This window comes from Methanosarcina baltica, from assembly GCF_055394095.1.
On record NZ_AP042463.1, the window covers coordinates 2279574 to 2304648 of the forward strand.

The window sequence follows — 25075 nt, forward strand, 5'->3', positions numbered from 1 at the left end:
TTATTGCCCTGCATTTTGATGCAAAAAATCCGAACTTTAAGGCTGGTTGATTATATATAAAAGAAAAAATGCAGTTCTCTGAGAGCGTGTCTTAAAATTCAATTTGATTATACAATTGGGATAGTACTCACGTATTTGGACCAAAAAACGGTAACATTAAACCGTCAAATGTCTAAAGTCTAAGAGGCTGTCTAAATATTCACATTTCAGTTTTCTAAATGTTCTATCTTAGCCAGTCGTTTGCTCATTACACGGATCATAGCAGCATAGATGAAGGCTTGACTGGACTCTGTCAATCCTTCATAATCTTTGCTCAAACGCCGATATCGACCCAGCCATCCAAATGTACGTTCTACTACCCATCTGCGAGGAAGTACTTGAAAACCTTTGACATCATCCTTACGCCTTATGATTTCCAAAACCCAACTGCACGTAATATTGACCCAATCAATCAGTTTACCAGCATAAGCAGCATCAGCCCAAATAAGCTGCAATCGAGAGAATGTCCCATTAACTCGTTCCAGAACAAGTTTAGCTCCATCTCGATCCTGAATATTCGCTGCATGAACTACAACCGTCAATAGTAACCCTGTTGTATCCACCAGAATGTGGCGTTTTCGCCCTTTGACTTTCTTGCCAGCATCATAGCCGCGCACTCCAGGTGTTTCTGTGGTTTTGACTGATTGACTATCTATAATCGCTGCACTTGGTTCTGGTTCTCTGCCATTTGCAACTCTCAGTTTAGTTCTCAGCGCAGCATTTATGCGCTCCCAAATTCCTTTGATCCTCCAAAGACGGAAATAGTGGTAAACAGTTTTCCACGGTGGAAACTCGTGTGGTAACATTCTCCATGCACAACCAGAACGTAGCAAATAGAATATGGCATTCAATATTTTCCGATAAGAATGAACACGCTTTCGACCTCGATTATTTCTGGAATTTGGGATATGCGGCTTAAGTAGTTCCCATTCTTCATCAGATAAATCACTCGGGTAAGGCAGTCTTTCATTTTGTTCTGGCATCAACAAATGATTTGGGTGCAAGTATTATTTAATTATATTACACCCACTCAATTTTAATTATGATGTCCAATGAATTTGATTTTAAACATCGAGTAGATAAGTATGACTAAATTAATTTGCTGTGTTAGCTGAAGATCAACAATGCCTATTACCCAAATGTAGAAATGGTTTGAATATTCAGACAGCCTCTGAGATGTAGTTTCCTGAGCTGCCCTTCTTGAACTGTATTTCTCCGGGTTTACCTCCGGCAGCAGAAGATCCCTTACTCTAAAATCAAAGATATTATGGATGGGTAATTGACTGGCTAAGCTCCAGGTACTTATCAGTACACTTCCGAGCTTCATCAATCCTTCCGAGTTCCTCCATAACTTTTGCTTTTTGCTCCCAGCTTTCTGCGTATTCGGGATCTAAAGCAATGGCCCTGTCATAAGCTTCCAGAGCTTTTTTATATTTTTTAAGGGCTGCAAAAACGTTTCCTTTCCCAAACCAGGCCCACTTGCATTTCCGGTCGAATTTAAGGGCCTTATTAAAAGCCTGCATGGCTTTTTCATATTCCTTAAGGCCCACAAGTGCGTTTCCTTTTTCAGCCCAGGTGTTTTCGTTTTCAAGCCCCAGTTTAATTTCCTTATTAAAGGACTCCAGGGCTTCCTCAAACCTTTCGAATTTAATCAGGATCAGCCCCCTGTTATGCCAGGCAAAGAAATTCTCCGGGTCAAGCTCAAGCGCCCGGTCAGTGGACTCAAGCGCCTCCGGGGTTCGTCCGAGAAAGAGTAGCATAAGCCCTCTGTTAATCCAGATATCAGGGGTTTCCGGCTCCAGCTCCAGCGCTTTATTGAGGGCCACGAGGGCTTCTTCTTCTCTGTCAAGCATGTACAGGACCTGAAACTTTGACACAAGAGGCTCGGCCTCTCCCGGATTTTCGGCGATGGAGTTATCGATTAATTCCAGAAAAGCTTCCGGGTTAAGGAAGAGCGCTTCATTATAATATTCAAGGGCATCTTCAGGGCACTCCATTGCAGAAAATGCATGGCCTGCTCCCATCCAGGCTTCATAATAAGTAGGGTCAATATCAGTTGCTTTTTCGTAGCATTCGATAGCATCCTCAAACCTATCGAGGTCCATGTAAAGCTCCCCCTTGTTAAACCAGGCCTCTTTGTAGAGAGGGTCCCTTATAATGGCATTTTCGTAATACAGAAGTTGTTTTACCGGGTCTGCTTCGTCCCTGGCCATCTCAATCCATTCTTCGGCAACGTTGCTGTCTATCTTTCTTATTTTATTTACCAGTGTGTCACGTCCAAAATTATGTTAAAGTAAATGTGCATTTCTCTAAGATGTATTTTCCTGAGCTGCACTTCTTTGAGTTGTATTTCTCCGGAATTATGGCTTAATCTCCAGATATTTTTCAATACACTTCCGAGAGTCTTCGGACTTTCCAAGTTCCTTCAGGACTTTTGCTTTTAGCTCCCAGCTTTCTGCGTATTCAGGTTCACAGGCAATGGCCTCATCATAAGCCTCCAGAGCTTTTTCATATTTTTTAAGGGTTGCTAACACCTTTCCTTTCCCGATCCAGGCCCACATGTGTTTCCGGTTGAATTTAAGGGCCTTATCTAAAGCCTGCATGGCTTTTTCATATTCTTTAAGGCCTGCAAATGCGTTTCCTATTTCAGTCCAGGAGGTTTCGTTTTCAAACCCCAGTTGCATTTCCTTATTAAAGGACTCCAGGGCTTCTTCAAACCTTTCAAATTTGAGCAGGGCCAGGCCCCTGTTATGCAGGGCAAGGACATTTTCCGGGTCCACTTCAACTCCCTTTTCGGTGGACTCAAGCGCTTCCTGGTGTCGTCCGAGAAGAGTAAGTATAAGCCCTCTGTTACTCCAGATCTCAGAGACTTCCGGGGCCAGTTCCAGCGCTTTATCCATGGCGTCGAGGGCATCCTCATACCTGTCAAGCATGTACATGATCTGGGACTTTTCCACCAGGGGGCGGGGATCGTCTGGATTTTCAGCGATGGGTTTATCAATAAATTCCAGGAAAGCTTCCGGGTTAATGGTGGACGCTTCATTATAACAATAATAGGCCTCTTCCGGGTCCTCAAAGGCAGTAAATGCATGGCCTGCCCCCATCCACGCTTCATAATAGTCAGGGTCAATATCGCTTGCTTTTTCGTAGCATTCGATAGCATCCTCAAACCTGTCGAGGTCCATGTAAAGCTCCGCCTTGTTAAACCAGGCCTCTTTGTAGAGAGGGTCCCTTATAATGGCATTTTCATAATACAGGAGCTGCTTTACAGGGTCTGCTTCGTCCCTGGCCATTTCAACCCATTCTTCGGCAACTTTGCTGTCAGTCTTTTTTACTTTCTTTTTCAGTGTGTCACTCCCTAACTTATATTAAAGTGATTGTGCAGTTATCTATGATGTATTTTCCTGAGTTTGCAAGCTCTAAAACTAAACGATAAAAAAAGATAGAGAAGTCCTGAAGTTTATATGTCGCTTTTCCCAGCCTTCAGATCTCTGTTTAAGGGGACAGTTAAGGATCGAATGGGTGTATATCTATAAAATAATTGGCCTCTAACTTACTGAATTTTTCCCGACAAGTCACATTTCCCCATACCAGTCATAATAGTCACCGGCTTCATCATCCCTTCCAAGGGCCATAAGCACATCTCCTTTCTTTTTATAGGCCTCCGCAAACCTGCGGTTAAGGGCAAGGGCCGTGTCATAACATTCGATGGCCTTTTCAAACTTTCGAAGCCCCTCATAGGCGTTTCCCTTTCCGAGCCAGACTTCTTCGCCTTCATACCCGAGTTTAATCGCCTTTTCAAAACTCCTGAGGGCCTCCCTGAACTTTTCAAGCTCGATAAGGACCAGCCCCCTTGAATTCAAGGCCTCGGTATATTCCGGATCAAGTTCAAGCGCCCGGTCACAGGACTCAAGGGCTTCCGGGAACCTTTCAAGTATATAAAAGGCATTTCCCCGGTTGGTCCAGGCATCCACGTTTTCCGGCTCCATTTCAAGCCCCTGATTGTAATATACCAGGGCTTCTCCATCCCGGTCGAGCATGTAGAGAGCGTTGGCTTTGGAAATCCAGGCCCCTCCTAATTCCGGGTCAAGTTTTAGGGCCTTATCAAAACATTTGAGGGCTTCTTCAACTTCATTCAAATCCATGAGGGTTGAGCCCATGTTTACCAACAGTGGGGCCAGTTTTGGCTTAATTTCCAGGGCTTTTTTATAGTACCAGAAAGCCTGGTTCGGAACCCCGAAAGCCGAAAAGATATTGCCCGCATTAAGCCAGGCCTCGTAGTATTCCGGGTCAAGTTCCGTTGTCTTATCATAGGCCTTGATTGCTTTTTCGAACTTTTCAAGCTCCAGATAAACCCCTGCAATCTCAAACCAGGCATCCGTATGGTAAGGGTCCAGCTCCAGGGTTTTTTCATAGAAAAGGAGCTTTTTTTCGAGGTCTTCCGTCTCAAAGGCCAGATCGAACAGTTCTTTGGCCGTCATTCCGTCAGTTAACTTCTCAACTTCCTTTTCATCGGTTAACTTCTCAGCTTCCATTTCATCAATTTCGTTGCTTTTTCTTGCCAGGGGATCACTTCCTTAACACAAGAACAATTTGTTTGGGCAATTCTTTTTGGTTTCAGCATTAAGACGGGATATCATTTATTTACAGGCAGTTGCTGCCCTCAACACAAAGCCAAACTGTACATATTCCACCGGAAGATTAAGGAGAAAATGAAGAATTTGTATCTCCCAGCTCTGCAAAAAATTTATTGAATTTTCAGCCGCCGAATTCCTCATTCCACTTATCATACTTTTCAAGCTCGGCCTTCGTCATTGGAGATCTGATCTTTTCAAAAGCCGCCTCGAAATAATCAAACTTTAGCGAAGTCACTTTCAATTGCCTTTCTTTAAGTTCTTTATAAGGGAGGTCTGCCAGGGAATCGAGGTTCTTATTCTCTTCCCGGACCATGTTCCAGATGGCCTGCTGGCAGAGGTTCTGGAGGTCCCGGCCCGAGTAGAGCTGTTCGACGCAGGTTTCGGCCAGGGAATCGAGGTCCAGTTTTGAGTAGTCAAGGTCCTTGATGTGGAGCTTTATAATTTCCCTGCTGGCGGTTTTGTCGGGAAGCGGGACTTTGATCCGGCGTGGGAAGCGGGAGAGGACGGCCGGGTCCAGGTCCCAGGGGGTGTTTGTGGCGGCGAGAGTCAGCATGAGTTTATCGCTTTTCTTGTCCTGAAGCCCGTCGAGTTCCGAGAGAAGGCTTGAGAGCAGGCGACGGGAAGATTCGCTCGTATCTCCTTCCCGGGAGAGGCTGATTGCGTCGAACTCGTCAATGAAAACAATTGAAGGGGAATGTTTACGAGCTGCTCCGTAAAGGGCCGAGATCATTTTTGAGGATTCCCCGAAGTACTTGGAGAGGACCTTATCAGCCTTTATGTCAAAAAAAGTTGCGTCCAGACTGCCTGCGGCTGCGGCTGCAAGGAGAGTCTTTCCGGTTCCGGGAGGACCAAAGAGCATAATGCCTTTCCAGGGCTTGATGGAGGCCGGTTTCTGGAGACCCGCAATTGCAATGGTCTCTTTCATGAGCCGCTTTACCTCGGAAAGGCCGCCTATGTCGTCCCAGCGTACCCCGGATTTTGAGATAAGGGACTCGGCGTAAGTGAGGAGTTCGTCTTCCTTTTCTACTTCGGAATTTCCCGCATTTCCGCTTCCTCCTCCGTTTCCGCCCCCCCGTCCCGGGCCGGATCCGGGTCTTCCTGAAGCTTTTCCGGAGGCTGCGGCTTTTCGGGCCTGGATGTTATTTCCTACATTGTCGGCGTTTCGTTTCCACTTCTCGGCCCTTTCCAGGTAGGCCTGTTTCTGAGCCGGGACTTTTTCAGCAAGGATTTTCATTATCCTTGAACATTCCAGGGCCTTTTTCCTAGCTTTTCCGCTGTCTTCGGCCGCTCTTGCCTCTTTATACTCTTTTGTGGCGGCTTCAAGGGCAGAAAAGAGGGGGCCTGTTAAATCCACTATCATGCTGGACCTCATATTATTAACTGCTAAAACCGAGCCCGACTTTATGAGTGATAATTTCTGCTTTTTTTATCAATTCAGCCGGGATATCATCTATCCCTTTTTCAATTCTTGTTTCAAGTTGCCTGCACATTTCATGTGCATCATCATGGATTTCGCCTTTTGAATAATGGATCAGATCGCTTGCATATTTGTATGCAGTTTCAACATCTCCGATCTTGAGATATGCCATAAACAGTTCTCCGCAATAGTATCCGGATCTTCTCAAATCTTTTTCAGAAACACTTTTCCTCAGGGATTCCACATTTTTGATTTTCAGGAATTCAGCAATGTCTTTTTGGAGTTCCCAAACTGATTGATAGCGCTCTGTCTGGTCTTTTTCCAGACATTTCATAATTATAGAATCAAGGTCCTTAGCTTCAGGATTTATAGAAGAAGGTAAATGTGGTGCTTCCATCATGATACCGAACATAATTTCTGCCGGATCATCTCCTGCAAAAGGTAGCACTCCCGTTACTATTTCGTAGAATGTTACCCCAAGTTGCCAGATGTCAGTTTTTTCATTTTTACTTCCAAACTTGTTGGGTGATATTTGCTCGGGGGCGGCATAGAAAGGAGTATATCTTCCCGTTGCAGAACTTTTCGAATTGCTTGAAACTTTAGAGAATCCCCAGTCTGAAAGCTTGGGTATGCCATTTTTCAAAAGAATGTTTTGTGGTTTCAGGTCTCTATGAGTAATTGATTTTGAATGGGCATACTTCAGCCCTTCACAGGCATTGAAGATTATTTTCGTAGCGGTATACACATTCATTGGATATTTTTGATCTGAAAGTGGGCCATCGCAAAGTTCCATTTCAAAAAAAGGTATTGGAAGTATGTTGTAATCAAGGACTTTCACAATGTTTTCGTGCTCAATATTTGTCCAGTTAATAAGTTCGTTGGTAAACGTTTTCCCTGTGTCTTGATCTAAAGTAATAGGTATTTTTACAGCAACAGAAACCCCATCTTCTTTTCTTTCCGCTTTGAAGACTTTTGCAAAACCTCCTCTTCCAATCAATTCAATATTTGAATATTTTTTTTCAATTTCTGATGGAAAAGAATGTTCAAAAGAATGTTTGTAATGTACAACATCTTTTTTTGTTGGAGATTCATAGTTCTGTTTGGAAGATGTCTGATCTTTTTTTTCGGATAAATTGGGTTGTAAAGCAAGGTATTGCCAGTTCCACCCCCAGACTTTACCAAGTTCTTCTTTGAAAGCTTCCCTTGCTTCGGTACCCTCTGGATTTCCATCAAAACCCCTGTATTTTATCATATAGTCGATGAAAAATCTTTTACCGGGCATTCTATGAGCTGTGTTTATTACAAGTGCTGTAAGAAGTGGCTCTGATTTTTCGATATTTTTTTTTGAAATTTCATCGAGTTTCCTAATCAGTAGGTTCCTATTTTCTTGGAAATTAACACCCAGAAGCCCAGCAAGACCACCATAAGTTACTGTATCTTTTTCTTTTGCTACATTAACCAGGCAATTATAAACTGACAAGTATGTAATGCCTTGATTCCTCACAAACTCAGCTCCATATTTTGGATTTCATAAATAATAATTTTTACAATTATTTTCCTGTCTGTTTAGGAATAATTTATCCTTCTTCAGCTTCCTCTTTCATTTTCTTTTCCAGCTTTTCCTTATTGTACCGGGCCTCTCTGTACGAGGGCCGGACGTCCAGAGCCTCATTGTAGTATTCCAGGGCCTTATTGTATTCTCCAAGTTCTGCGTGGGCATTTCCGAGCAGGTTTAAGGCTCCCACAAAGTTTGGCTTCAGTTTTAGGACGTTTCCGAAACACTCTATCTTTTTTACAGGGTCATGTTCCCTTGCTCCCAGATTGAACCATTCCTGAGCGTCTTTGCCGTCTATCTTGTTTTTTAATATCCTTTCGATAAATCCCATAGTTGTTCCCTCATCTGTTTTTCCTGTTCATTCGTAATCTTTAGCCATGTAGTCCCTGTTTTCACTCACGACTTCCTCGGCCTCTTCAGGGTCAAGGTCCCCGTCCTTTACCGCCCGGATCGCGCTCAGGATGTCGTCAAGGTCTTCTTCCTGCTCAACTCCGGTCAGCATGGTGCTGGAGGTCATGTCAATTATGGAGCTGACGACGGAGTCCCGGCTCTGGGCCTCTAGGTTCTGATTTATCAGCCAAGTTTCGAGTTTTTCCGGCTCGATTTTCTGGACTTTTTCCCAGACGCCTGTGGCCTGCAGGTCGGCCTGGTGTTCCTTGAGAATAAGCATGTTGGAAACGGCTCTGAGCTCCTTGTCAAGTTTGGCCTGGGCCGCAAGTTTCATTTCTTTTCTCTGGGAAACGGTTTTTATCCGTCTGGCAATGGAGAGTTCTTCGTTCTTTGATTTTGCAGCCCTTGCTTTTTCAAAGAGTTTGGTGATTTCATTCTCGGTTGTACGGGCTTCAGCCTGCAAGTCATCGATTTTGCGGTTAAGTTTGATTTCCATGAGCCGGAGGTCTTCGGTTTTCATGGAATCGACCGGGTTTCTGGCTCCGAAGAGTCTTGAAAAAATACCCATTCTGCTTTCCTCACCTGGTTTTTTAGCTCTTGTTTGGATTATTCCGGATTTATTCCGGATTTGTCTTCGAGTTTCGAGTTTCGAGTTTCGAGTTATTACTCTTCCAGGCCTTTCTCAAGGTTTTTTTCGAGAGAGATGGTCTGCTCCACTTCCTCAACGTCCATAGCTCCGGTTTCAACACTGCTCCAGGCGTTAAGGAGCTGGGCCTCGTCCTCGTCTTCCCCGGCTTCAAATTCCGTAATGTCCATCTCAAAGACGCGGTTCAGGTCGGTCAGGACTCCTTCAAAGTCCTTGCCGGTAAGACTGGTCCTTATTAGAGCACTTTCGAAGTTTTCAGAGCCAATTTCGGAAATTTTGTCCCAGATCTTGTTTTTCTTCAGGTCCTCTTCGTACTTTTTGACCACAATGAGATTCGAGACAAACATATACTGCTTGTTCAGGGTCGTGAAGTTTTTGAGTTTCAACCTGGCCTCGGTGTCGAGCTGCTTTATCTCCTGGGCAAGCATCTTTTTTTTCATAAGGTCCGAGCCGACCCCGTCCTGAAACTTCTGTTTCTTGTCCTTTTCGATCTTGTTAATATCTTTCCTGATCCTTTCCATGCGGTTCTTCAGGCGGATTTCCTCTGTCTGGAGGTCCCTTGTGTTCATCTTGTCAACCGGGTTTTTCTTTAAAGAGTCCATCGAATTTTTTATTGTATCCCTTATTCCCATATGCTTCACCTCTGCAAATTTTGAGCCTCGGCACCTCAACTTTTCCCCCAGATGCCTGTTTTCGGACGTTTTTAGTGTAATGGGGTAAGCTAAGAGTCTAGATATTATTAGTGAGTATTCCCTATATTAACTTTTTCTCCATTATGGATGTAACCTTCTATTTTCTCCAAAACGGTCACATTTTTTACCCGTCAAATACTTATTAGCATCCAAAACGGAGCTATATTTATATAGGACTGGTAACTTTACTCTTAAAAGATGGAATATCTGTTTACCATTGACTACAGTTCGGATGCAGAAAGAAAACGGATCGATTATACCATCGAGCGCTGGAGCGACAGAGCCGAGGTCAGAAAGCCCAAAGGAGCCGTCCTGCTCTTCAAAGGCTCTGAATCTGACGTGGACGAGTTTATAGAAGACCTTTTTTCCAGGCTTGACCTTGAGGCCGGGAAAGTGGGGATCTACAGGGTCGAGCCTTACGAATCCACGGTTGAAAAACAGAAAAGGGAGCTTGCTTATGAAAGCTCCGAACGCTTTGAAGCCCTTCAGAGTTTCCTGAACTACCTCATGAGCAAGTTCGGAGCGAGTTTTGAGTATTCGACTGAAAACACCAGCCATTACACGGCTTACACTAAAAAAGGGCAGGCCAGTATTGAAATCTGCTGGCTGGGCTGCTCATGCGGGGAAGAGCCTGAGGGTGCGGAATTTGAAGAGGAAGAGGGATTGGGAGGAGAGAGTCTGGAGTCCCCGTGTTCTCTGCTCCGTTTTATTATCAGGGTGGAGGGGTATGGAAACGCAGTTGATTTTATCGCGGAAAGGTTAGATGAGGAAATGAGTATCTTTTTGGGACGGTGAGTAGAGTGTTTGCCGAGGGAAATATTGAGTGTGTGGAAAAATTGCTGAAGCCCGCAAAACGGGTCCTGAAAGTGGGAATGCCCATAAAACATGATGCTTTTGAGCGCAGGGTCGATCTCTGGAACAAAATACGGATGAACTATGACAGTTACCTGGACGAGGACTGCGGCTCCTTCCTGAATGACCTGGACCAGCACTTCCGCTCCACGTTTGACGGCGGCCTGCTCGTACTTGCGGCAAGTTTCAAAGAAAACGGCGAGTTCTTCGGGGCCGCTAATATTTTCAGTGAAGGGGAAATCGAACTCTACCGGCGGATCGTAAGGTACGACATCTTTGAGCTTCTTTCCGTGGCAGACCTCCGGAAAAAGCTTGTGCAAAAAGACGATAAAGTACTCGACCTTCTCAGGGACTATTATGTCTCAATGGACTCCTGGGTTGACACAAAACTGAATGACTCTTCCCTCAGGCTCACGCTGCGCTATTACCTGAAGAAAAAATGGGACGGCTACAGGACAAAGCTCAATGAGGCGGTCAGCAGCTCGGTTATGGAACTGGACTGGTTAAAGTCCCTTATCAAAAGCTGGGAATCCGAAACCGAAGTGCAGGTGGAAGCAAAGACAAGGGAACTCGGAGTCGAAAAGGAGCGGGTTGAAGCCAGAGTTGAAGAGCTTCATGTAGAAAAAGCCCTTACGGAAGCTTCCCTTAAACAGGCGGAAGCTGAAAAGTTGATTGCCGAGGAAAAGGCAAGAACTATTTCCACAGAAAAAGCCCTTGCAGACGCACAGATGCGGCAGGCATCTTTACAAAAAGCAGAAGCTGAAGCCCGGCTTCAGGCCCTGGCCCGGGAAAACGCAGCGACTGAGGCCCGGATTGAGGCTATTAAATCCGAAAAAGCCGGTGCAGAAGCCAGGGTTCAGACTATAGCTGCTGAAAAAGAGCTTGCTGAACAGCACGTAAATGAGATGGCCGCTGATAAAGAAAAGGTTGAATCAAAACTCAGGAAGCTCACAGACGAGAGGGCCTTCTTGCAGGGAAAAGGCAGCCGCTATGTGAAGCTTGAAGAAGTGAAGCAGTACGAGCTGAACTTCATAGGGAGGATTGAACACAAACTCGGAAATACCGTCACTATTTCGGGCAAGACCTACAAAGTAGATGCCCTCAGAGAAGTAAAGCAGGTGGACACTTCGCACTTTTCGGAAGGTTTCGGCCTCACCTCACTGGACCTTAAAAACCTGCCAGAAAACCGGGCCCTGCTCGCCTCTTTCATTGAAAAGAAGCTTTTCGGGAAAAAGGAACGTTACAACTTCAAGGCCCTCTTTTCAGCAAGGGTCGAGAGATATGCGGAATCCGGTTATGATACTGACCCCTTTGGCCTGAAAGACGTAAATGCCTGTCTCGTGGATGCCCGGGACGAGGCCAGGGAAAAGGGAGATTCCGGCCTCCTCTGCCTCGCTTCCCCGACCGGGTTTGAAGAGTCAGTTGGCAACTACATAAACAGTGAGGACTTCCACAGGAACTTTCTCTCAAGATACCTCTCCGTCTGTCTCCTTGACCTGGATACAGGAAAGCAGCTCTACAACCCCAATGATGAGGTAGCAAAGGAGTTTGCAAAACTCTGCGAAATGGTAACCGAAACCGAAAAAACCGAAAAATTGAAATTTTCCACGGCGGCCGTAATTGAAGACGTTTTGCTCATGCAGGACTACGTGGTCTTCGGAGATATTACTAAAGGCCTGGGAAATCCCTCCGACATAAAGCCCATTTTTTATGATTATGCCGGGGAAAATGGTATGAAGGTCCAGTTTGTCGAGGATGTAGGGCTTTTGATGATGAAAGAAAAAAAGTGATAAGGGAAAAAGAAAACGTCAGTAAATTCGAAATTTTGAAATTTTGAAATCGTGGAGTGGGAGGGTTTTATGGGGTTCCATAAAGTAAGGGACGATGCCTGGAAAGCTGCTGAACAATGGTTTATGCGGGGACGTAAATCACAGGATCTTGAAAATAAATTATATTGCTATGACAGAGCTATAAAAATAAACCCGGGTTATGCATACGCCTGGAATAGCAAGGGAAATGTACTTTATACCCTTTTTCGTTTTGATGAAGCTCTGAAATGCTATGATAAGGCTCTCGATTTGAAACCAAATTTTTCGAAGGCCTGGGTTGGAAAGGGAAATGCCCTCCGGAGGCTTGGCTGGGATTCAGATGCCTTAATATGTTATAATCAGTCCATTTCTCTTTTTTACGACAACCCTTATGCCTGGAATGGTAAAGGGGATGCTCTTAGGGAGCTTGGAAAGTATCAGGATGCAATCAAAGCTTACAATACGGCAATAAAATTAAAAGGATTTTCATACCCATGGAATGGTAAGGGCTTTGCACTTCATGAGCTTGGATTATACGAAGAAGCGCTAAAGTCTTTTGAGCGGGCTATCGACCTTGAGCCAATCTTTTTTTATTCCTGGTATGGCAAAGGAAAATCTCTCTGTAAACTCGAAAGATATGATGAGGCTGTGGTCTGTTTTGAAAATGTTTTGAAGCTAAATCCTAAATTTAAAATGGCTCTGGAATGTAAGGAAATTGCAGAAGCTACCATGGAAAGTAAATTCACCATCGCTTCCGGGGCTAATATGAAAACTCAGGGGCTTGAAAGAACATTTTTTAAAAATCTTGTGAACCTTGTTCTCCTTTATGCCAGAATAGATGACAAGCTGGAAATTTTGAACAGGTTCGAAGAATTAAAAAGCTACACCGTTACCCACAGGGAAGAACTGGATAATTCTTCGTCTCAGATTGAGTATATGCTGAAAAATAATATTGCACTGGGCAGTGATTCCGTGGACAGTATTAAACGGATACTGTGTAATATTGAAAGGGAAGTTATTGCTGGTTGACTACAAATGATAATCAATCCTGAAAAATAGATAATAAGTGGACGGTTTATGGCTTTAAGCCATAATCATTGCCGTCTCGTTGTTCATGCTTTTAAAGTCTGCGGTTATAACCAGTTTTGTTATGTTTCCTTCGGTTGTTATGTTGTAAAGGACGTTGCGCTCACTGCAATTTGCTTCCATGGTGGTCATTTTCCTGGTCAGGTTCTCATCGGGATTCAGGTAAATACTGGTCTGGGAGTAGCTGCCGTCGTCGGACTTTTTAAGGTCCTTATACCACTGTTCGGCCGGGATGCTTACGAACATGTCCCTTTTGATAACTTCCTGGAAGATTGCGCCGCTTGGTTCCGCATAGCTTAAGATGTATTCGAAGGTCCCTGCTCCTGAGCTGATATTTTCTCCCAGGACGTCGATTACACTTTTAACGCCTTCCTGAGACCCGAAAACAACCGGGTTTCCGACAACGTTCCAGATGTCATAGCTTTCGTTGGTCCTTGCAAAAAGCTGGTATCCTTCATACTGGCTCACATTCCGAGGCATCCCTATCTTCTGTTCGGAAGTCTGGTGCAGTTCAATGTGCTTTCCATCAAGGTAATCCGCAGCATATCTTTGTGTTATATCTCCTCCATAAAGGTAGTACATCATCTGCTGGTCGCTCTGGGCCGATTCAAGGGGTGTACCCTTTGTTTTCTGGAGGTCTATATATTGCGCAGTTACCAGGCCGTCGGGAGACATTGCAAGGCCGTCGGCGATGGAGTCAAATTCGTGCTGAACCTGGTTGCCGGGAATCTGGTAGAAATTGATCAGCTGGACCGGGTCTTCTCCGGAAACTTCAATATCTTCACTGCCGTCTACGTCCGTTTTGGAACTGGCCGTAAAGTAAACCATAAAGACCGATAAAAACATTGTCGCAGCCAGAAAGATAGCCAGATATTTCTGTTTCTTCTGGGCTGGTGTTGAACACTTCTTCATTCGTGAATCCTCATTCTATTAAATTAATAATATCTTATATATTATATTTATGTGATGCTATATAAATGTGGGCTGTGGTTATTGCTTAAATCAGGACTTCTAAAAAATTATTTCTTACGTATCTAACACATACATGAAATATCTATTTATTGATTGAAAAAAAGTAATTAAGTCGGGCCTCCTGATAAACGAGATCTCTTTTCAAGATCCATTTTTTCAAGAGGTCCGCCGTTTTTCCGTTCTTCGGGCAGATGTTCTCAGGGGAATGTGAGTATCTTGAGCATGTTGGTGCCTCCGGGTTTACCTGAGGCTTGGCCCTGGGTCAGGACCAGGAGGTCTCCGCTTTTTGCAAGTTCGAGTTCTCTTAATTTTTCAATTGTCCTTTCCTCCCAGTTTTCAACAGGGCTTTTTGTAAAAATGGGATACACCCCGTAGGAAAAGGCCAGGTTGCTGCAGGTCATCGGAAAGCGGCTGAAGGCCAGGATCCAGGGCTCGGGCTTGAACCGGGAAACCCTTCTGGAGGTGCTCCCACTCCTGGTTGGGGTCAGGATGTAGGCAACCGGCAGTTTTTGGAGGGCCTCGTGGACCTGGAGGGTGATTACCTCGTCCACGGACATTTCCTTTTCAAGGATTCCCTTGATTATGGAATCAAGGCCCCATTTTGTCCGGGAACGCCATTCTTCGGTGGCTTTTGCGATTTTTGCCATCATCTCCACGGTTTCCACGGGATAGTTGCCCATGGCTGTTTCTTCCGAGAGCATGATTGCGTCCGTCCCGTCCAGAATGGCATTTGCAACGTCAGTTGCCTCCGCCCTGGTGGGCCTTATATTATCGACCATGGAGGCGAGCATCTGGGTTGCCGTAATAACCGGAATCCCCAGAAGGTTGGCTTTGTTGATAAGCTCTTTTTGGGTCGAAGGCACTTCCTGTATGGGAATTTCGACTCCCAGGTCCCCTCTTGCAACCATCAGGGCATCGGTTTCTTTAAGGATCTCCTCAATGTTCCGGACCGCCTGCTCGCGTTCGATTTTGGAAATTATGTAGACGCTTTTTCCCTTGCTCGTCGCAAAGTCCCGGACCTTCCGGACGTCTTCGGCCTTTTCCACAAAGGAGATGCCGAAGGTGTGCACCCCTTCCCCGAGGGCGAAATCAACGGCTTTCAGGTCTCTTTCCGTCACCGTATCCAGGAATATCTTTGCCCCCGGCAGGTTAAGTCCTTTATGGGAAAAGAGTTGACCACCTATCAGGACCTCGCAGAGGACTTCCGTTCCCGAGACTTCCAGGCAGCGGAGCTGGATGTAGCCGTCGCTCAGGTAGATAAGGCTGCCTTTGGAGACGCTTTCAGGGAGTTGTTTATAGTTGACCGATATGCGGGTTTCGGTTCCGGCAACTTCTTCCACTGTCAGGGTAAGCCGGTTTCCTTTGTGCAGCATAAGGGACTCTTTTTCAAGTTTCCCTATACGGATCTTGGGGCCGGGCAGGTCCGCGAGAATGGCCACGGGCCGGTCAAGTTCTTCAGCGACTTTTCGAATTCTCCGGATAACCTGTCCATGGGTCTCAAAGTCCCCGTGGGAAAAGTTGATCCTTGCCACATTCATGCCTTTTCTTACCATCTCTTTCAGGGTCTCTTCCGAAGAAGAGGCCGGGCCTATGGTGCAGACGATCTTTGTCTTATGGTCAGGAAGTTGCATATTTTCACGTCTCCTCAGGCGGGAGGCCCCGTTACTTTAGTGCGGGGGACCCCTCCCAACCTCTATTTTTACTTATTCGTTTTTGTAAATCTTAAGGGCCTCTTCGACGCTGGCCTCTTCTACTGTTATGGCATAAATGGCATTGCACATGCGCACAGCTTCGGCCAGGCCTTTTTGATGGACGTTCCTGCCGGTTGCGTTTCCTTCGGCTCCGGAGACGTGGATCTGATCGTATAGTTTTTTGAGGAAAGCTTCGGGGTCGTCGCTGGACCCGCCGGCACAGACCACTTTGCAGCGGCCGGCAGCTTTGACTGCTTCTTTAAAGGACTCTTCGGGAGCTTCTCCTTCTTTCTTCGGGTAGTTGACCTTCACGAAGTCGGCTCCGAGGCAGGCTCCCACTCCGGTCGCCCCTGCGATAAGGTGTGGGTCTTTTTCGTCTTTTACGGCAGTTCCTCTCGGGTAGATCCAGAGCACCGTGATCAGCCCGTGCCGGTGGGCCTCGTAAATGACCTGGGCGGCCTGTTCCAGCATGTCGCCTTCAAACTCGCTTCCCAGGTAAATGGTGTACCCTACTCCCAGGATATTGAGTCCGCTGTTTTTCTTAAACTCGGCCACCTGGGCCATGTCATACCAGAGGTTGCTAAAGGGGTCTACCTGGCTCTTATTCACCAGATTTGTCTTGGAGTTGACCTTTACCAGGTAGGGTATGTTTCTGTAATCCATGCCGTAGCGGGCGATCAGGCCAAGCTGGGTTGCAAAGACTCCTATTTTACTCTGTGCGGCGATCCTGAAGAGATGTTCGGGGTCCGCGTCGTCTTCGGGGATTCCCTCTCCGTAAAAGTCCCCGTTTAAGTGTTCCACCTTCTGGTCTCCGGCAAAAAGCATGAGTCTGCCGGTGCCCCTGGTAATTTCCATATAATTTTTTACGTATGTGTCGCGCATTGCTGCCGGGATGTCTAAAGGTACTATCACGTCATTATCGGTAATTGAAACCATATATAAAACCTCGATTTATTTTGATTATAATACTGCGATTCAAAGATATTATGTTTTAATCTGATTATCTGGAAGCGGTTTAAAGGTCAAAGAATTTTCCATCTTACCTCAGCAGGGGGGTCCCCATCCTCGACAGTTCCGGATTTGGCGGAACTGGCAGGTGGGGGAGAAATGCGTATAGACTACGGGGGCCGGATTCTATATTTTTTTAACGTGGTACTGATTGGTCAATCCAACAGAATCCTTTGCCGTACTTTACAATTTTAACTTTTTGAATATTTACTACTTTGGACGATTTAATTGCTGAGGCTCGAAGTTTCACATACTTTCCGTAATTTTGTGCTCCAGCTACATAATATAGCTCTCCTTCGTACTCAACTAAATCCATTGGCTGAATTGGATAATGATTTTTCCTTATGCTGTACCTTCCTTTCTTTGTTTTCCTACCCCTATACACTCTCAAATTTTCCCCGTTAAGATTTTTGTTTCTGGTAGTTCTTCCAGAATTTAAGTCCTGTCCGGTTTTTTGAGTGCCGTTCCTCAAATCAATATACTTCGCATCGTAGAATTTCGAGAGGCTTCTGTTATTTCTTCTTATTTGTCGTATTTCATGGGGAGCACATCGAGCCTGAGTTCCCCCTCCAGCAATACAGAAGGCATCGGTTGAATGAGTTTTCTCAAGATTAAGCTCGTACCTTTTTGCTTTTGTGACATATCCGAAAGTGTGCTCAACATCATACTTTTCTTTTAAAATATCCATGAGCTTCCAGCGTACTATATTCATGAATGTAGCATCTTTGAAGTCTCTTACCTTTGGTTTCCATGTTAAAAGGAATCCTTTGTGGTTCTTTTTAGTATGACACTTATTACAAAGTATGATAAGGTTATCAGGCCGATCAGAACCACTGTTACTTCTGTACTGGATATGATGTACCTGGAGCAAAGGCTGTTTTGATTTGTTTTTGCAGTCCGGGTTCTGGCAAGAGTATCCGTCTCTGTGCAAAATATAGGCCCGAACGTTATCGTAGCTTGTCTGTTCCCCTTCCTGATACTGTTTTCCTTCAATTTCTGGATTTTTGATTTTTTGAATGTCAAAATTTCCAACTTCAACTATAATTTTTGTAAGGGGTAAGATTTCGGCAAGATCCTCTATTAATCTGATATGGCTTTCAAGCTTATGCTTGATAGATGGAGCCAACCAATCTTCTTTGTTGGTGTTTTTGTTGTGTCCCCGTTTCCTGTATCTTATCAGGTTTCTTCGGTTTCTTCGGTACATTCTACGTTCTTCGTTTCGCTCTGGCATTCCAGCAAGAAGTTTTACCTCTCCTGAAATAAGTTCTTCTTTTTCGGAAACTACCGAAAATCCTATATTAAGGAACCCAGTATCGATTCCCAGGGTTATTTCCTGAGTATTTTTTCCCGAAGGATAAAGAAGTTTGATAGTGAATGGATTCTTTTGTACCACTTCCGCACGTCCTTCTTTTAACAATATTCTAGCTTTTCGCGGGGTGGTGGGCATTAGTGGTTCTTTTTTGTTGTTAATAACAAAGACCTTCAAAAGTTTTGTCCTCCTTGATTGGAGTGGGTCCACATCGCCACTGTTATACTGGCTTGTTAATGACCTGAACACTTCCCCTTCCTCTCAGGGATGTTTAATCCAGATCGAAATCTCCGAGAACGTGTGGAGTATCCTCGAATATCATGACCAGTATAACGAAAGGCTATTCAACTAGGGACTTGTCGAAACAACCCCCTATTCTAAAATATCAGATTTTTGCAGAAAAAATTCCAGATATTTCCTTACAATCTGGATAAAAAATGCAAAGTGTAATTATCTTTCCTATATTTTCCCCTATTTTCCCGACGGAAAGTTGGAATTTTTTCCCCATTTAACATCATTATTCAATTCAGAACTATTAAGGATTTCGGGGATTTTTAAAAAAACATGATTAAGAAACCGCAGCAAGAGGACAAAGTACGGGGGGAGGATTAGGATTATTTGGATAATCGTGGATATAAAAAATGTCAAAATAATGGAATCAAAACAGCATACTTTAAAAAAAAGTTCGTTGGATTATTTTTAGACGCCGCCAGCAGGGCTCGAACCTACGACATTCTGGTTAACAGCCAGACACTCTACCAACTGAGTTATGGCGGCTTTTTGATTGTATTCTTTGAATCATACGGTTTCTTTCAGGTCCGTACTTTTTTTTAATCAATTATTTTTGGTGGGCCTGACAGGATTCGAACCAGCGACCACTCGGTTATGAGCCGAGCGCTCTAGCCAACTGAGCTACAGGCCCTCTCTGTTTATTCCTAATATACTTTCCTTATCTACTTTTAATCACTTTTAAATTCTCAAAAAAGGTTTGTTATTTAGGACGCCGCCAGCAGGGCTCGAACCTACGACATTCTGGTTAACAGCCAGACACTCTACCAACTGAGTTATGGCGGCATATATTCCCGCGCGGGCCTTCTTTTCCTTTCTCGCGCGAACACTCCTAAAGTGTCTATGATATTTATACTTTTTGCTTTTTCAATTCTTTTCCGGGGGGCTTCGAGGGCACACGGTATAATTTATTTAAAAAAAATACTTCTTTGTTATATTAACTATGATGTAGCTATATCATTTTTTTAAAATTATTTATATTTATTTTTTCAAATCTTCTTTTTTCCTCCCATCTATTCTAATACTTATATCTTTTTTTAGTGCTAATCCTTATATCCTTTCAATGAGGACATTTAAGTTATCTCTGCTGTTCTATTAATGCGGCAGGGTGGGGGTAGTTGCAGTCAAAAATAGGTTCTTCTGGTATATTTTAAAAATAGTCGGATGCAAACTCTGTTTAAATATCTTAATTTACATCGCCAATTATTTTATACTGTATAACTAAAAAAATTTAATTGATATGTCTGGCGTTTCTGAAAGTTCACTTGTTTTTTCAGTACGCTACAGCAAGCTTGAGGGCAGTTCCCGCGCGATTTACGGCATGTAGGGGGCTTTCCGGTTTAAAAAATGTACTGTGGGGGGTTATTCTACGAAATCTCTTAAAACATGTCCAAAATGTAATGCTGAACTGAAATTGAGCAGGGATAGGGAAGTCCAGTATTGTCCTGTGTGCAGGTACTGGACAAAAAAAGGTACTGCGAGACTTGACTCGATCATGATCTATAGTTGAGGGGACCATAAGAAAAGTTCTAACTTTTCTTTATTGTCCGGCCTTTATTTCTCTGCAAAAGTTTTCTACATCAGCTCGGAACTCGTCCTGGCTGATACCGAAGAGGCCTGCAAGGTACATGGCTCCTCCTGCTCCTGCTCCTTCCTTAATGGTGCCGGTCTCGTAGGGGTGGAGGCCAGGAAGGACGGATTTTCCAAACCCGGGGTCGGCCGCATAAACGGTTGAAACTCCCAGAGCTCTGGTCATTTCCATAAAGTTTGCGGTTTTGTCTTCGACCACATAGCGAGTGGTGGCAAGTTTTATCTTTTCGGTGTTAAGGCCCAGGTGTTTGATCACTGCAAAAACGGCTGCCATCTGGGTCCCTCCCGCAAGGACAACATCGATTCCCTCGAACCCGGCAACAAGACCTGCCACGGCTGGCATCATGGGGTCTCCAAGGGTCTCTATGGCCCTGAAGGGGTCTTCCCTGAGGCTTCCGAAACTTACGCCTGAGGCTTCCATAGCTTCTTTTACCACCCTCTTCTTGAGTTCCAGGGGGTTTTCGTTCGAACTGCTGCTGACCTCTCCGTCGTAGCCGAGAGCGTTTAAGACTCCTTTGGCCGTGGTGGTGCCTCCGGGGATGCTTTCCCCTATCACGACGTGGTCGGTTTCGGCTCTCAGCTTCTTGGCTTCGGCCTTTGCGCATTCGAAGATGCCTTCAGGGTCGTGGACTGCTATTTTTTCCCGTATGTCTTCTCCGGGTTTTGCTTTAAGGTCAATATAGGGGACATCAGGGGTTACAATAAGGCCGGAGTTCACGAAATAATGCGGGGTCCCGGTGAGCCTCAGGGCCGAGCTGGTCATTATCGCCGGAGTAGGGGTGTCAAGGGGCGGGGTCATGGGAAGGACCGGGACACTGACGATGTTTCCGGTTTCCATGAGTTCGGCATCCCCGGCAGGAGTATAGTCCGTAAGTTCGGCGGTCTTTCCGGCTGCGGAGAGCTTCGGGATGTGTGCGGTCTTTGTGTTTGAAAGCACGCATATGAAGATCGGCTTTTCCGGTTTGCAGGTAGCTTCAGGTGTAATCCAGCTCATTTCATGTCTCCTTTTTTTGTGTACGGCTCACTTCTTATTTAATTTCAGTTATGTGTGAATGTTGTTGTAACAGATCTCCTGCTAATAATCTGCGGGTATATGTGGCTATGAAAAAGCTATAAGCCATCTTTTTCTGAGAAGTCCGGGAAGTATTTATTGGAGAAATATTATTTAACCTTATTTACCTTTCGTAGCAGAAGGCCCCCTCCTCGATGTTTCTAATCGAAGATTAGAAACTCCTGTTTAACCTGCGGTTTAACACGACAGCCAAAGGCTGGCAGGTGGGGGATGAATGCGTCGTTGCGTATTGTTTAATCGGGGTATTATTTAGCATGGTATCTGTTTACTTATCCAACAGAATCCTTTTCCATATTTCACTATTTTAACTTTTTTAGAGTTGATCGTGTTGGCGGATTTCTGTTTGGGATCTTTAACTCTTATGTATTTTCCGTATGTGATTGATCCTGTTACATAATACAATTTTTCATCGGATTCAATCAGATCCATTGGTTGGAATGGATAGTGCTTTTTTCTGATACTGCATCTTCCTTTTTTTGTTTTTTGTTGTCTATATATTCTCAGGTTTTCGCCGTTCAGGTTCTTGTTTCTGGTAGTTCTTCCCGAATTAAGTTCCTGCCCTGATTTAGTTGATCCATCTCTCGAATCTGTATATTTTGCATCGTGAAATGTGGATAAACTTCTATTATTTCGTCTGATTTGTATTATTTCTGACGAAGATGATCTGATTTGTGTATTACCATTGGCAATGCAAAACGCATCGTTTGCATGCGTTTTTTCAATTCCAAGCTCGTATCGTTTGTTTTTTGTCAAATACCCATATGTATATTCAACGTTGTAGTTTTCTTTTAACCTGTCAATGAGTTTCCATTTAATGATGTTCATAAATGTGGCATCTTTGAATCCTCTTACTTTCGGTTTCCAGGTTAAAAGGAATCCTTTGTGATTTTCGGGGGTATGACATTGATTGCAGAGTGTAATCAAGTTATCAGGTCTATCGGGTCCACCGTTTCTTTTGTATTGGATATGGTGAACATGAAGCATTTGTTGTTTTGATTTGTTTTTACAATCGGGATTTTGACATGTGTAATTATCTCTATGTAATATGTAAGCTCGGAGGTTATCGTATCCTTTTTGTTCTCCGTTCTGGTATTGCTCACCTTCGATATCGGGATTTTTGATTTTTTGTATATCGAAATTTGCTACTTCGAAGATGATTTTGGTTATCGGAAGAATTTTTGCGATATCATCTACAAACTTGATATGACTTTCCAATTTGTGTTTAATAGATGGAGCTAACCAGTCGGGTCGATTTGTATTTTTGTTATAACCTGGTTTTCTATATCTCAATTTGTTTCTTCTAGTTCTGCGATACATCCTTCGTTCTTCGTTTCTTTCGGGCATTCCTTTGAGAAGTTTGATTTCGCCTGAAATCAGTTCTTCTTTTTCAGATACTGCTGAAAATCCTATGTTGAGGAACCCAGGATCAATCCCCAGTACAATATCCTGTGTGATATTTTTAGTGGGGTATAACAGTTTGATGGTGAATGGATTTCGTTGTACTACTTCTGCTCCACCTGATCTGAGCAATATTCTTGCTTTTCTCGGCGTCGTGGGCATTAGTGGTTCATTGTACATGTTTTTGACAAATATCTTCATTAATTTGTCCTCCTTTATTGGAGTTGGTCCACATTGCCATTGTTATAATGGCTTGTTAATGATCTGAACACTTCTCCTACCTCTCAGAGATGTTTAATCCAGATCGAAATCTCCGTGAACGTGTGGAGTATTCACGAATATCATGACCAGTATAACGGGATAGGCTATTCAAACTAGGGCTTGCTGACGCAAGCCCCTTACTCTAAAATCTTAGCCTAAGGGCTAAGATTTTAGGAAGGGGTAGTTGACTTTATTTAAACTTAACTTTGTTTCAGTTCTTGCCCTCTATCCGTTCATTGATACCGAATATCCGGGCATTGCTTAAAAATCATCAATTCATTTAAACAAAGCTCGGTTGATTTAAATCTAGTGTGGGTTTTCAAATGATCTCCTTGTGGTCTTCGAATGTTCCTATAGGGTCTCCTGTACGCAAAATTTCCCTGATCCCGGATTAAGAGTTTTTAACAAAATTGCAAAAAACAGGTATGTCTCACCGGGTTCCGGGATTCACTGGGTCCGAAAAATGAAATATAAAACAAAAAATGAAAAATGAAATATAATTCGGAAATAAAAAAAAGAAATTCGGAAAAGGGTTTTTCCGAAATTTACAGGAATTTTCAGTATTTTCCAAAAAGTTTCAGTAAGTCCTTGCCACGTACACGCGGGTCGTTGTCTCTTCCCCGCAGATCGGGCATTTTGCAGGTTTGTTTCCTTCCTGGTCGAGGGGGATTCCAAGGATTCCGGCTTCCATTTCGTCTTCCATGGCAAGGCCACATTCCTTCTTTTCGCACCAGGGAATTGTCGCGATGTCTTTCTTGATCGTTTCTTTGACCTCTTCCAGGCTTTCACAGGGGATGGTACGGCTTTCAAGTTCGGCCTTTGCTTTTGCGTAAAGGCTGTCATGGATTGCCTCAAACCTTGCCAGGACTCCTGCCTCGATTTCAGGCAGCGGGACCTGTTCCTTTTCTCCATTGTCTCTCCTGACCACGACTGCGACATCGTTTTTCAGGTCACGGGGCCCGATTTCAAGCCTCATGGGGACGCCTTTCATTTCCCACTTATAATACTTGGCTCCGGGCCTGATGTCACTTGAATCGATTTCCACCCGGACCCCGGCTTTCCTGAGCCGGACCTGGACGTCTTTGCAAGCCGCAAGCACTTCCTCGGCCCCTTTCTTGAAGATGATCGGGATAATGACTACCTGCACGGGAGCGATTTCCGGAGGCAGGACCAGGCCTTTGTCATCCCCATGGATGGAGATCGTGGCTGCGATGGACCGCTCGGAAATCCCGTAGCAGGTCTGGTAGGCCAGGACCTGTTCTCCTGTGGGGTCCTCATATGTAATCTCGAAAGTCTTTGCGAAATTGTTCCCCAGGTGGTGGCAGGTCCCTATCTGGAGAGTCTTTCCGTCCGGCATCATGGCATCGATGGCATCGGTGTAGTCGGCTCCCGGAAACTTGTCCCAGTCCGGTCTTCTGGACCTGAGCACGGGGACCCCAAGCCTCCTGTAGATCTCGGTGTAGAGTTCCACGGCTTCCTTTACCTGGGCTGCGGCATCTTCCCAGGTCGCATGTACGGTGTGGGCTTCCTTGAAGGATGTAATTTCCCTGAGCCTGATCAGAGGCCTCGTGTGCTTCGTTTCGTAGCGGAATGTGTTTACCACCTGATAGAGCTTGAGAGGCAGGTCTGCGTGGGAGCGGACCCAGAGTTTGTACATCGGGTAGATGGCGGTCTCGCTGGTCGGCCTCAGGGCAAGCTTCATGTCAAGCGGGTCTTTTCCCCCGTGGGTTACCCAGTACACTTCGTCCTCAAAGCCCTTGATGTGCTCGGCTTCCTTCATGAACTCGTTTTCCGGGATGAGCAGGGGAAAAAGGGTTTCCTGGTGCCCGCTTGCATCAAGGATTTCCCGGATGATAGCATAGGTGTTTCTCCGGATCGCAAAGCCAAAAGGGTACCAGACATAAAGGCCCTTTACCGGATAGCGGACGTCCATTATCTCGGCCATCCACAGGAGATCGTTGTACCAGTCGCTGAAGTTCTCTTTTAACGGAAGTGCTGCTTCTTTTTCAATTTCTGCCATACCTTCACCGCATTATAATGATTTTCATTGAGTTAATGACTTTCCGGGATTATTTTGATGGATTATTTTGATGGATTATTTTTGGGTAAAGTATTTTCGTTTTGTTTTACGAATTTACCTTAAATTTGTTTAAAAAATGTACTGTCCAAATAATGTATAACTTCAAAAGGTACAGGAGCCGTCTCCGACGTGCAGGAAACTGCCCTTCAGTACCCGGGTTAACAGGTGATACTCAAGTAATAGAAACCAGTTTTAATAAGCACGATTTGCTATTTAAAAGTGGCATCTGGCCTCAAACATCATTTTCAAAAATACAGAGGGGGTACTGTCCAAACCATGGGCTG

Annotated in this window: 19 protein-coding genes and 3 tRNA genes; 3 read left to right on the forward strand and 19 right to left on the reverse strand. The window is 44.6% G+C overall.

Annotation, left to right across the window (positions count from 1 at the left end):
- Positions 1-206: 206 nt before the first annotated feature.
- From ACZ5QV_RS09985 to ACZ5QV_RS10025, 9 genes are all read right to left on the reverse strand, one after another.
- Entirely contained in the window at positions 207-1022 is an 816-nt protein-coding gene (locus ACZ5QV_RS09985; protein ID WP_464599682.1) for an IS5 family transposase, read from the reverse strand.
- 282 nt (positions 1023-1304) lie between these two features.
- Entirely contained in the window at positions 1305-2252 is a 948-nt protein-coding gene (locus ACZ5QV_RS09990; RefSeq protein ID WP_464599683.1) for a tetratricopeptide repeat protein, read from the reverse strand.
- A gap of 147 nt (positions 2253-2399) precedes the next feature.
- Positions 2400-3332, reverse strand: coding sequence for a tetratricopeptide repeat protein (locus tag ACZ5QV_RS09995; RefSeq protein WP_464599684.1), 933 nt, complete (start codon positions 3330-3332; stop codon positions 2400-2402).
- 282 nt (positions 3333-3614) lie between these two features.
- Positions 3615-4574, reverse strand: a complete 960-nt coding sequence (locus ACZ5QV_RS10000) for a tetratricopeptide repeat protein (RefSeq protein ID WP_464599685.1) — start codon at positions 4572-4574, stop codon at positions 3615-3617.
- A gap of 223 nt (positions 4575-4797) precedes the next feature.
- Positions 4798-6036, reverse strand: coding sequence for an AAA family ATPase (locus tag ACZ5QV_RS10005; protein WP_464599686.1), 1239 nt, complete (start codon positions 6034-6036; stop codon positions 4798-4800).
- 16 nt (positions 6037-6052) lie between these two features.
- Complete coding sequence (locus ACZ5QV_RS10010; protein WP_464599687.1) at positions 6053-7597, reverse strand: serine/threonine-protein kinase; 1545 nt, start codon at positions 7595-7597, stop codon at positions 6053-6055.
- A 73-nt stretch (positions 7598-7670) separates the two neighbouring features.
- Positions 7671-7979: a tetratricopeptide repeat protein gene (locus tag ACZ5QV_RS10015; RefSeq protein ID WP_464599688.1), complete on the reverse strand. Its 309-nt coding sequence runs from the start codon at positions 7977-7979 to the stop codon at positions 7671-7673.
- A gap of 27 nt (positions 7980-8006) precedes the next feature.
- Positions 8007-8606 carry a hypothetical protein gene (locus ACZ5QV_RS10020; RefSeq protein ID WP_464599689.1) on the reverse strand — a complete coding sequence of 200 codons (600 nt, stop codon included), beginning with the start codon at positions 8604-8606 and terminating at the stop codon, positions 8007-8009.
- Positions 8607-8701: 95 nt separating this feature from the next.
- Positions 8702-9316 (reverse strand): hypothetical protein, encoded by a 615-nt coding sequence (locus ACZ5QV_RS10025; protein WP_464599690.1) that lies wholly within the window; start codon positions 9314-9316, stop codon positions 8702-8704.
- Between the two features lie 258 nt (positions 9317-9574).
- Between ACZ5QV_RS10025 and ACZ5QV_RS10030 the strand changes: the two genes are divergently transcribed.
- The 3 genes from ACZ5QV_RS10030 (at position 9575) to ACZ5QV_RS10040 (ending at position 13065) form a co-directional block, all read left to right on the forward strand.
- Positions 9575-10171 carry a hypothetical protein gene (locus ACZ5QV_RS10030; protein ID WP_464599691.1) on the forward strand — a complete coding sequence of 199 codons (597 nt, stop codon included), beginning with the start codon at positions 9575-9577 and terminating at the stop codon, positions 10169-10171.
- 32 nt (positions 10172-10203) lie between these two features.
- Positions 10204-12018: a hypothetical protein gene (locus ACZ5QV_RS10035; protein WP_464599692.1), complete on the forward strand. Its 1815-nt coding sequence runs from the start codon at positions 10204-10206 to the stop codon at positions 12016-12018.
- A 69-nt stretch (positions 12019-12087) separates the two neighbouring features.
- Complete coding sequence (locus ACZ5QV_RS10040) at positions 12088-13065, forward strand: tetratricopeptide repeat protein (RefSeq protein WP_464599693.1); 978 nt, start codon at positions 12088-12090, stop codon at positions 13063-13065.
- A gap of 54 nt (positions 13066-13119) precedes the next feature.
- Here the strand turns inward: ACZ5QV_RS10040 and ACZ5QV_RS10045 are convergent, their stop codons facing one another.
- From ACZ5QV_RS10045 to proS, 10 genes are all read right to left on the reverse strand, one after another.
- Positions 13120-14034 (reverse strand): hypothetical protein, encoded by a 915-nt coding sequence (locus ACZ5QV_RS10045; protein ID WP_464599694.1) that lies wholly within the window; start codon positions 14032-14034, stop codon positions 13120-13122.
- A 257-nt stretch (positions 14035-14291) separates the two neighbouring features.
- Positions 14292-15725, reverse strand: coding sequence for a pyruvate kinase (pyk, locus tag ACZ5QV_RS10050; RefSeq protein WP_464599695.1), 1434 nt, complete (start codon positions 15723-15725; stop codon positions 14292-14294).
- Positions 15726-15797: 72 nt separating this feature from the next.
- Positions 15798-16721, reverse strand: a complete 924-nt coding sequence (locus ACZ5QV_RS10055) for an aldolase (RefSeq protein WP_464599696.1) — start codon at positions 16719-16721, stop codon at positions 15798-15800.
- A gap of 208 nt (positions 16722-16929) precedes the next feature.
- On the reverse strand, positions 16930-18351 hold the full coding sequence (gene iscB / locus ACZ5QV_RS10060; RefSeq protein WP_464599697.1) for an RNA-guided endonuclease IscB: 1422 nt from the start codon (positions 18349-18351) through the stop codon (positions 16930-16932).
- Positions 18352-18806: 455 nt separating this feature from the next.
- Positions 18807-18879 (reverse strand) — tRNA-Asn (locus ACZ5QV_RS10065).
- Between the two features lie 68 nt (positions 18880-18947).
- Positions 18948-19024: transfer RNA gene (locus ACZ5QV_RS10070), tRNA-Ile, on the reverse strand.
- 79 nt (positions 19025-19103) lie between these two features.
- Positions 19104-19176: transfer RNA gene (locus ACZ5QV_RS10075), tRNA-Asn, on the reverse strand.
- A 754-nt stretch (positions 19177-19930) separates the two neighbouring features.
- The gene (gene cobT / locus ACZ5QV_RS10080) at positions 19931-20974 is read right to left on the reverse strand and encodes a nicotinate mononucleotide-dependent phosphoribosyltransferase CobT (RefSeq protein WP_464599698.1); all 1044 of its coding nucleotides are present in this window, start codon (positions 20972-20974) and stop codon (positions 19931-19933) included.
- A gap of 327 nt (positions 20975-21301) precedes the next feature.
- The gene (gene iscB / locus ACZ5QV_RS10085) at positions 21302-22651 is read right to left on the reverse strand and encodes an RNA-guided endonuclease IscB (protein WP_464599699.1); all 1350 of its coding nucleotides are present in this window, start codon (positions 22649-22651) and stop codon (positions 21302-21304) included.
- Between the two features lie 637 nt (positions 22652-23288).
- Positions 23289-24731 (reverse strand): proline--tRNA ligase, encoded by a 1443-nt coding sequence (gene proS, locus ACZ5QV_RS10090; RefSeq protein ID WP_464599700.1) that lies wholly within the window; start codon positions 24729-24731, stop codon positions 23289-23291.
- Between the last annotated feature and the right edge of the window lie 344 nt (positions 24732-25075).

Excerpts from the sequence above, each read along its gene's own strand:
- ACZ5QV_RS09985 (WP_464599682.1), bottom strand. The coding sequence starts at position 1,022 with ATGCCAGAACAAAATGAAAGACTGCCTTACCCGAGTGATTTATCTGAT.
- ACZ5QV_RS09990 (WP_464599683.1), bottom strand. The coding sequence starts at position 2,252 with ATGGCCAGGGACGAAGCAGACCCGGTAAAACAACTTCTGTATTACGAA.
- ACZ5QV_RS09995 (WP_464599684.1), bottom strand. The coding sequence starts at position 3,332 with ATGGCCAGGGACGAAGCAGACCCTGTAAAGCAGCTCCTGTATTATGAA.
- ACZ5QV_RS10000 (WP_464599685.1), bottom strand. The coding sequence starts at position 4,574 with ATGGAAGCTGAGAAGTTAACCGATGAAAAGGAAGTTGAGAAGTTAACT.
- ACZ5QV_RS10005 (WP_464599686.1), bottom strand. The coding sequence starts at position 6,036 with ATGATAGTGGATTTAACAGGCCCCCTCTTTTCTGCCCTTGAAGCCGCC.
- ACZ5QV_RS10015 (WP_464599688.1), bottom strand. The coding sequence starts at position 7,979 with ATGGGATTTATCGAAAGGATATTAAAAAACAAGATAGACGGCAAAGAC.
- ACZ5QV_RS10020 (WP_464599689.1), bottom strand. The coding sequence starts at position 8,606 with ATGGGTATTTTTTCAAGACTCTTCGGAGCCAGAAACCCGGTCGATTCC.
- ACZ5QV_RS10025 (WP_464599690.1), bottom strand. The coding sequence starts at position 9,316 with ATGGGAATAAGGGATACAATAAAAAATTCGATGGACTCTTTAAAGAAA.
- ACZ5QV_RS10030 (WP_464599691.1), top strand. The coding sequence starts at position 9,575 with ATGGAATATCTGTTTACCATTGACTACAGTTCGGATGCAGAAAGAAAA.
- ACZ5QV_RS10040 (WP_464599693.1), top strand. The coding sequence starts at position 12,088 with ATGGGGTTCCATAAAGTAAGGGACGATGCCTGGAAAGCTGCTGAACAA.
- ACZ5QV_RS10045 (WP_464599694.1), bottom strand. The coding sequence starts at position 14,034 with ATGAAGAAGTGTTCAACACCAGCCCAGAAGAAACAGAAATATCTGGCT.
- pyk (WP_464599695.1), bottom strand. The coding sequence starts at position 15,725 with ATGCAACTTCCTGACCATAAGACAAAGATCGTCTGCACCATAGGCCCG.
- ACZ5QV_RS10055 (WP_464599696.1), bottom strand. The coding sequence starts at position 16,721 with ATGGTTTCAATTACCGATAATGACGTGATAGTACCTTTAGACATCCCG.
- cobT (WP_464599698.1), bottom strand. The coding sequence starts at position 20,974 with ATGAGCTGGATTACACCTGAAGCTACCTGCAAACCGGAAAAGCCGATC.
- iscB (WP_464599699.1), bottom strand. The coding sequence starts at position 22,651 with ATGAAGATATTTGTCAAAAACATGTACAATGAACCACTAATGCCCACG.
- proS (WP_464599700.1), bottom strand. The coding sequence starts at position 24,731 with ATGGCAGAAATTGAAAAAGAAGCAGCACTTCCGTTAAAAGAGAACTTC.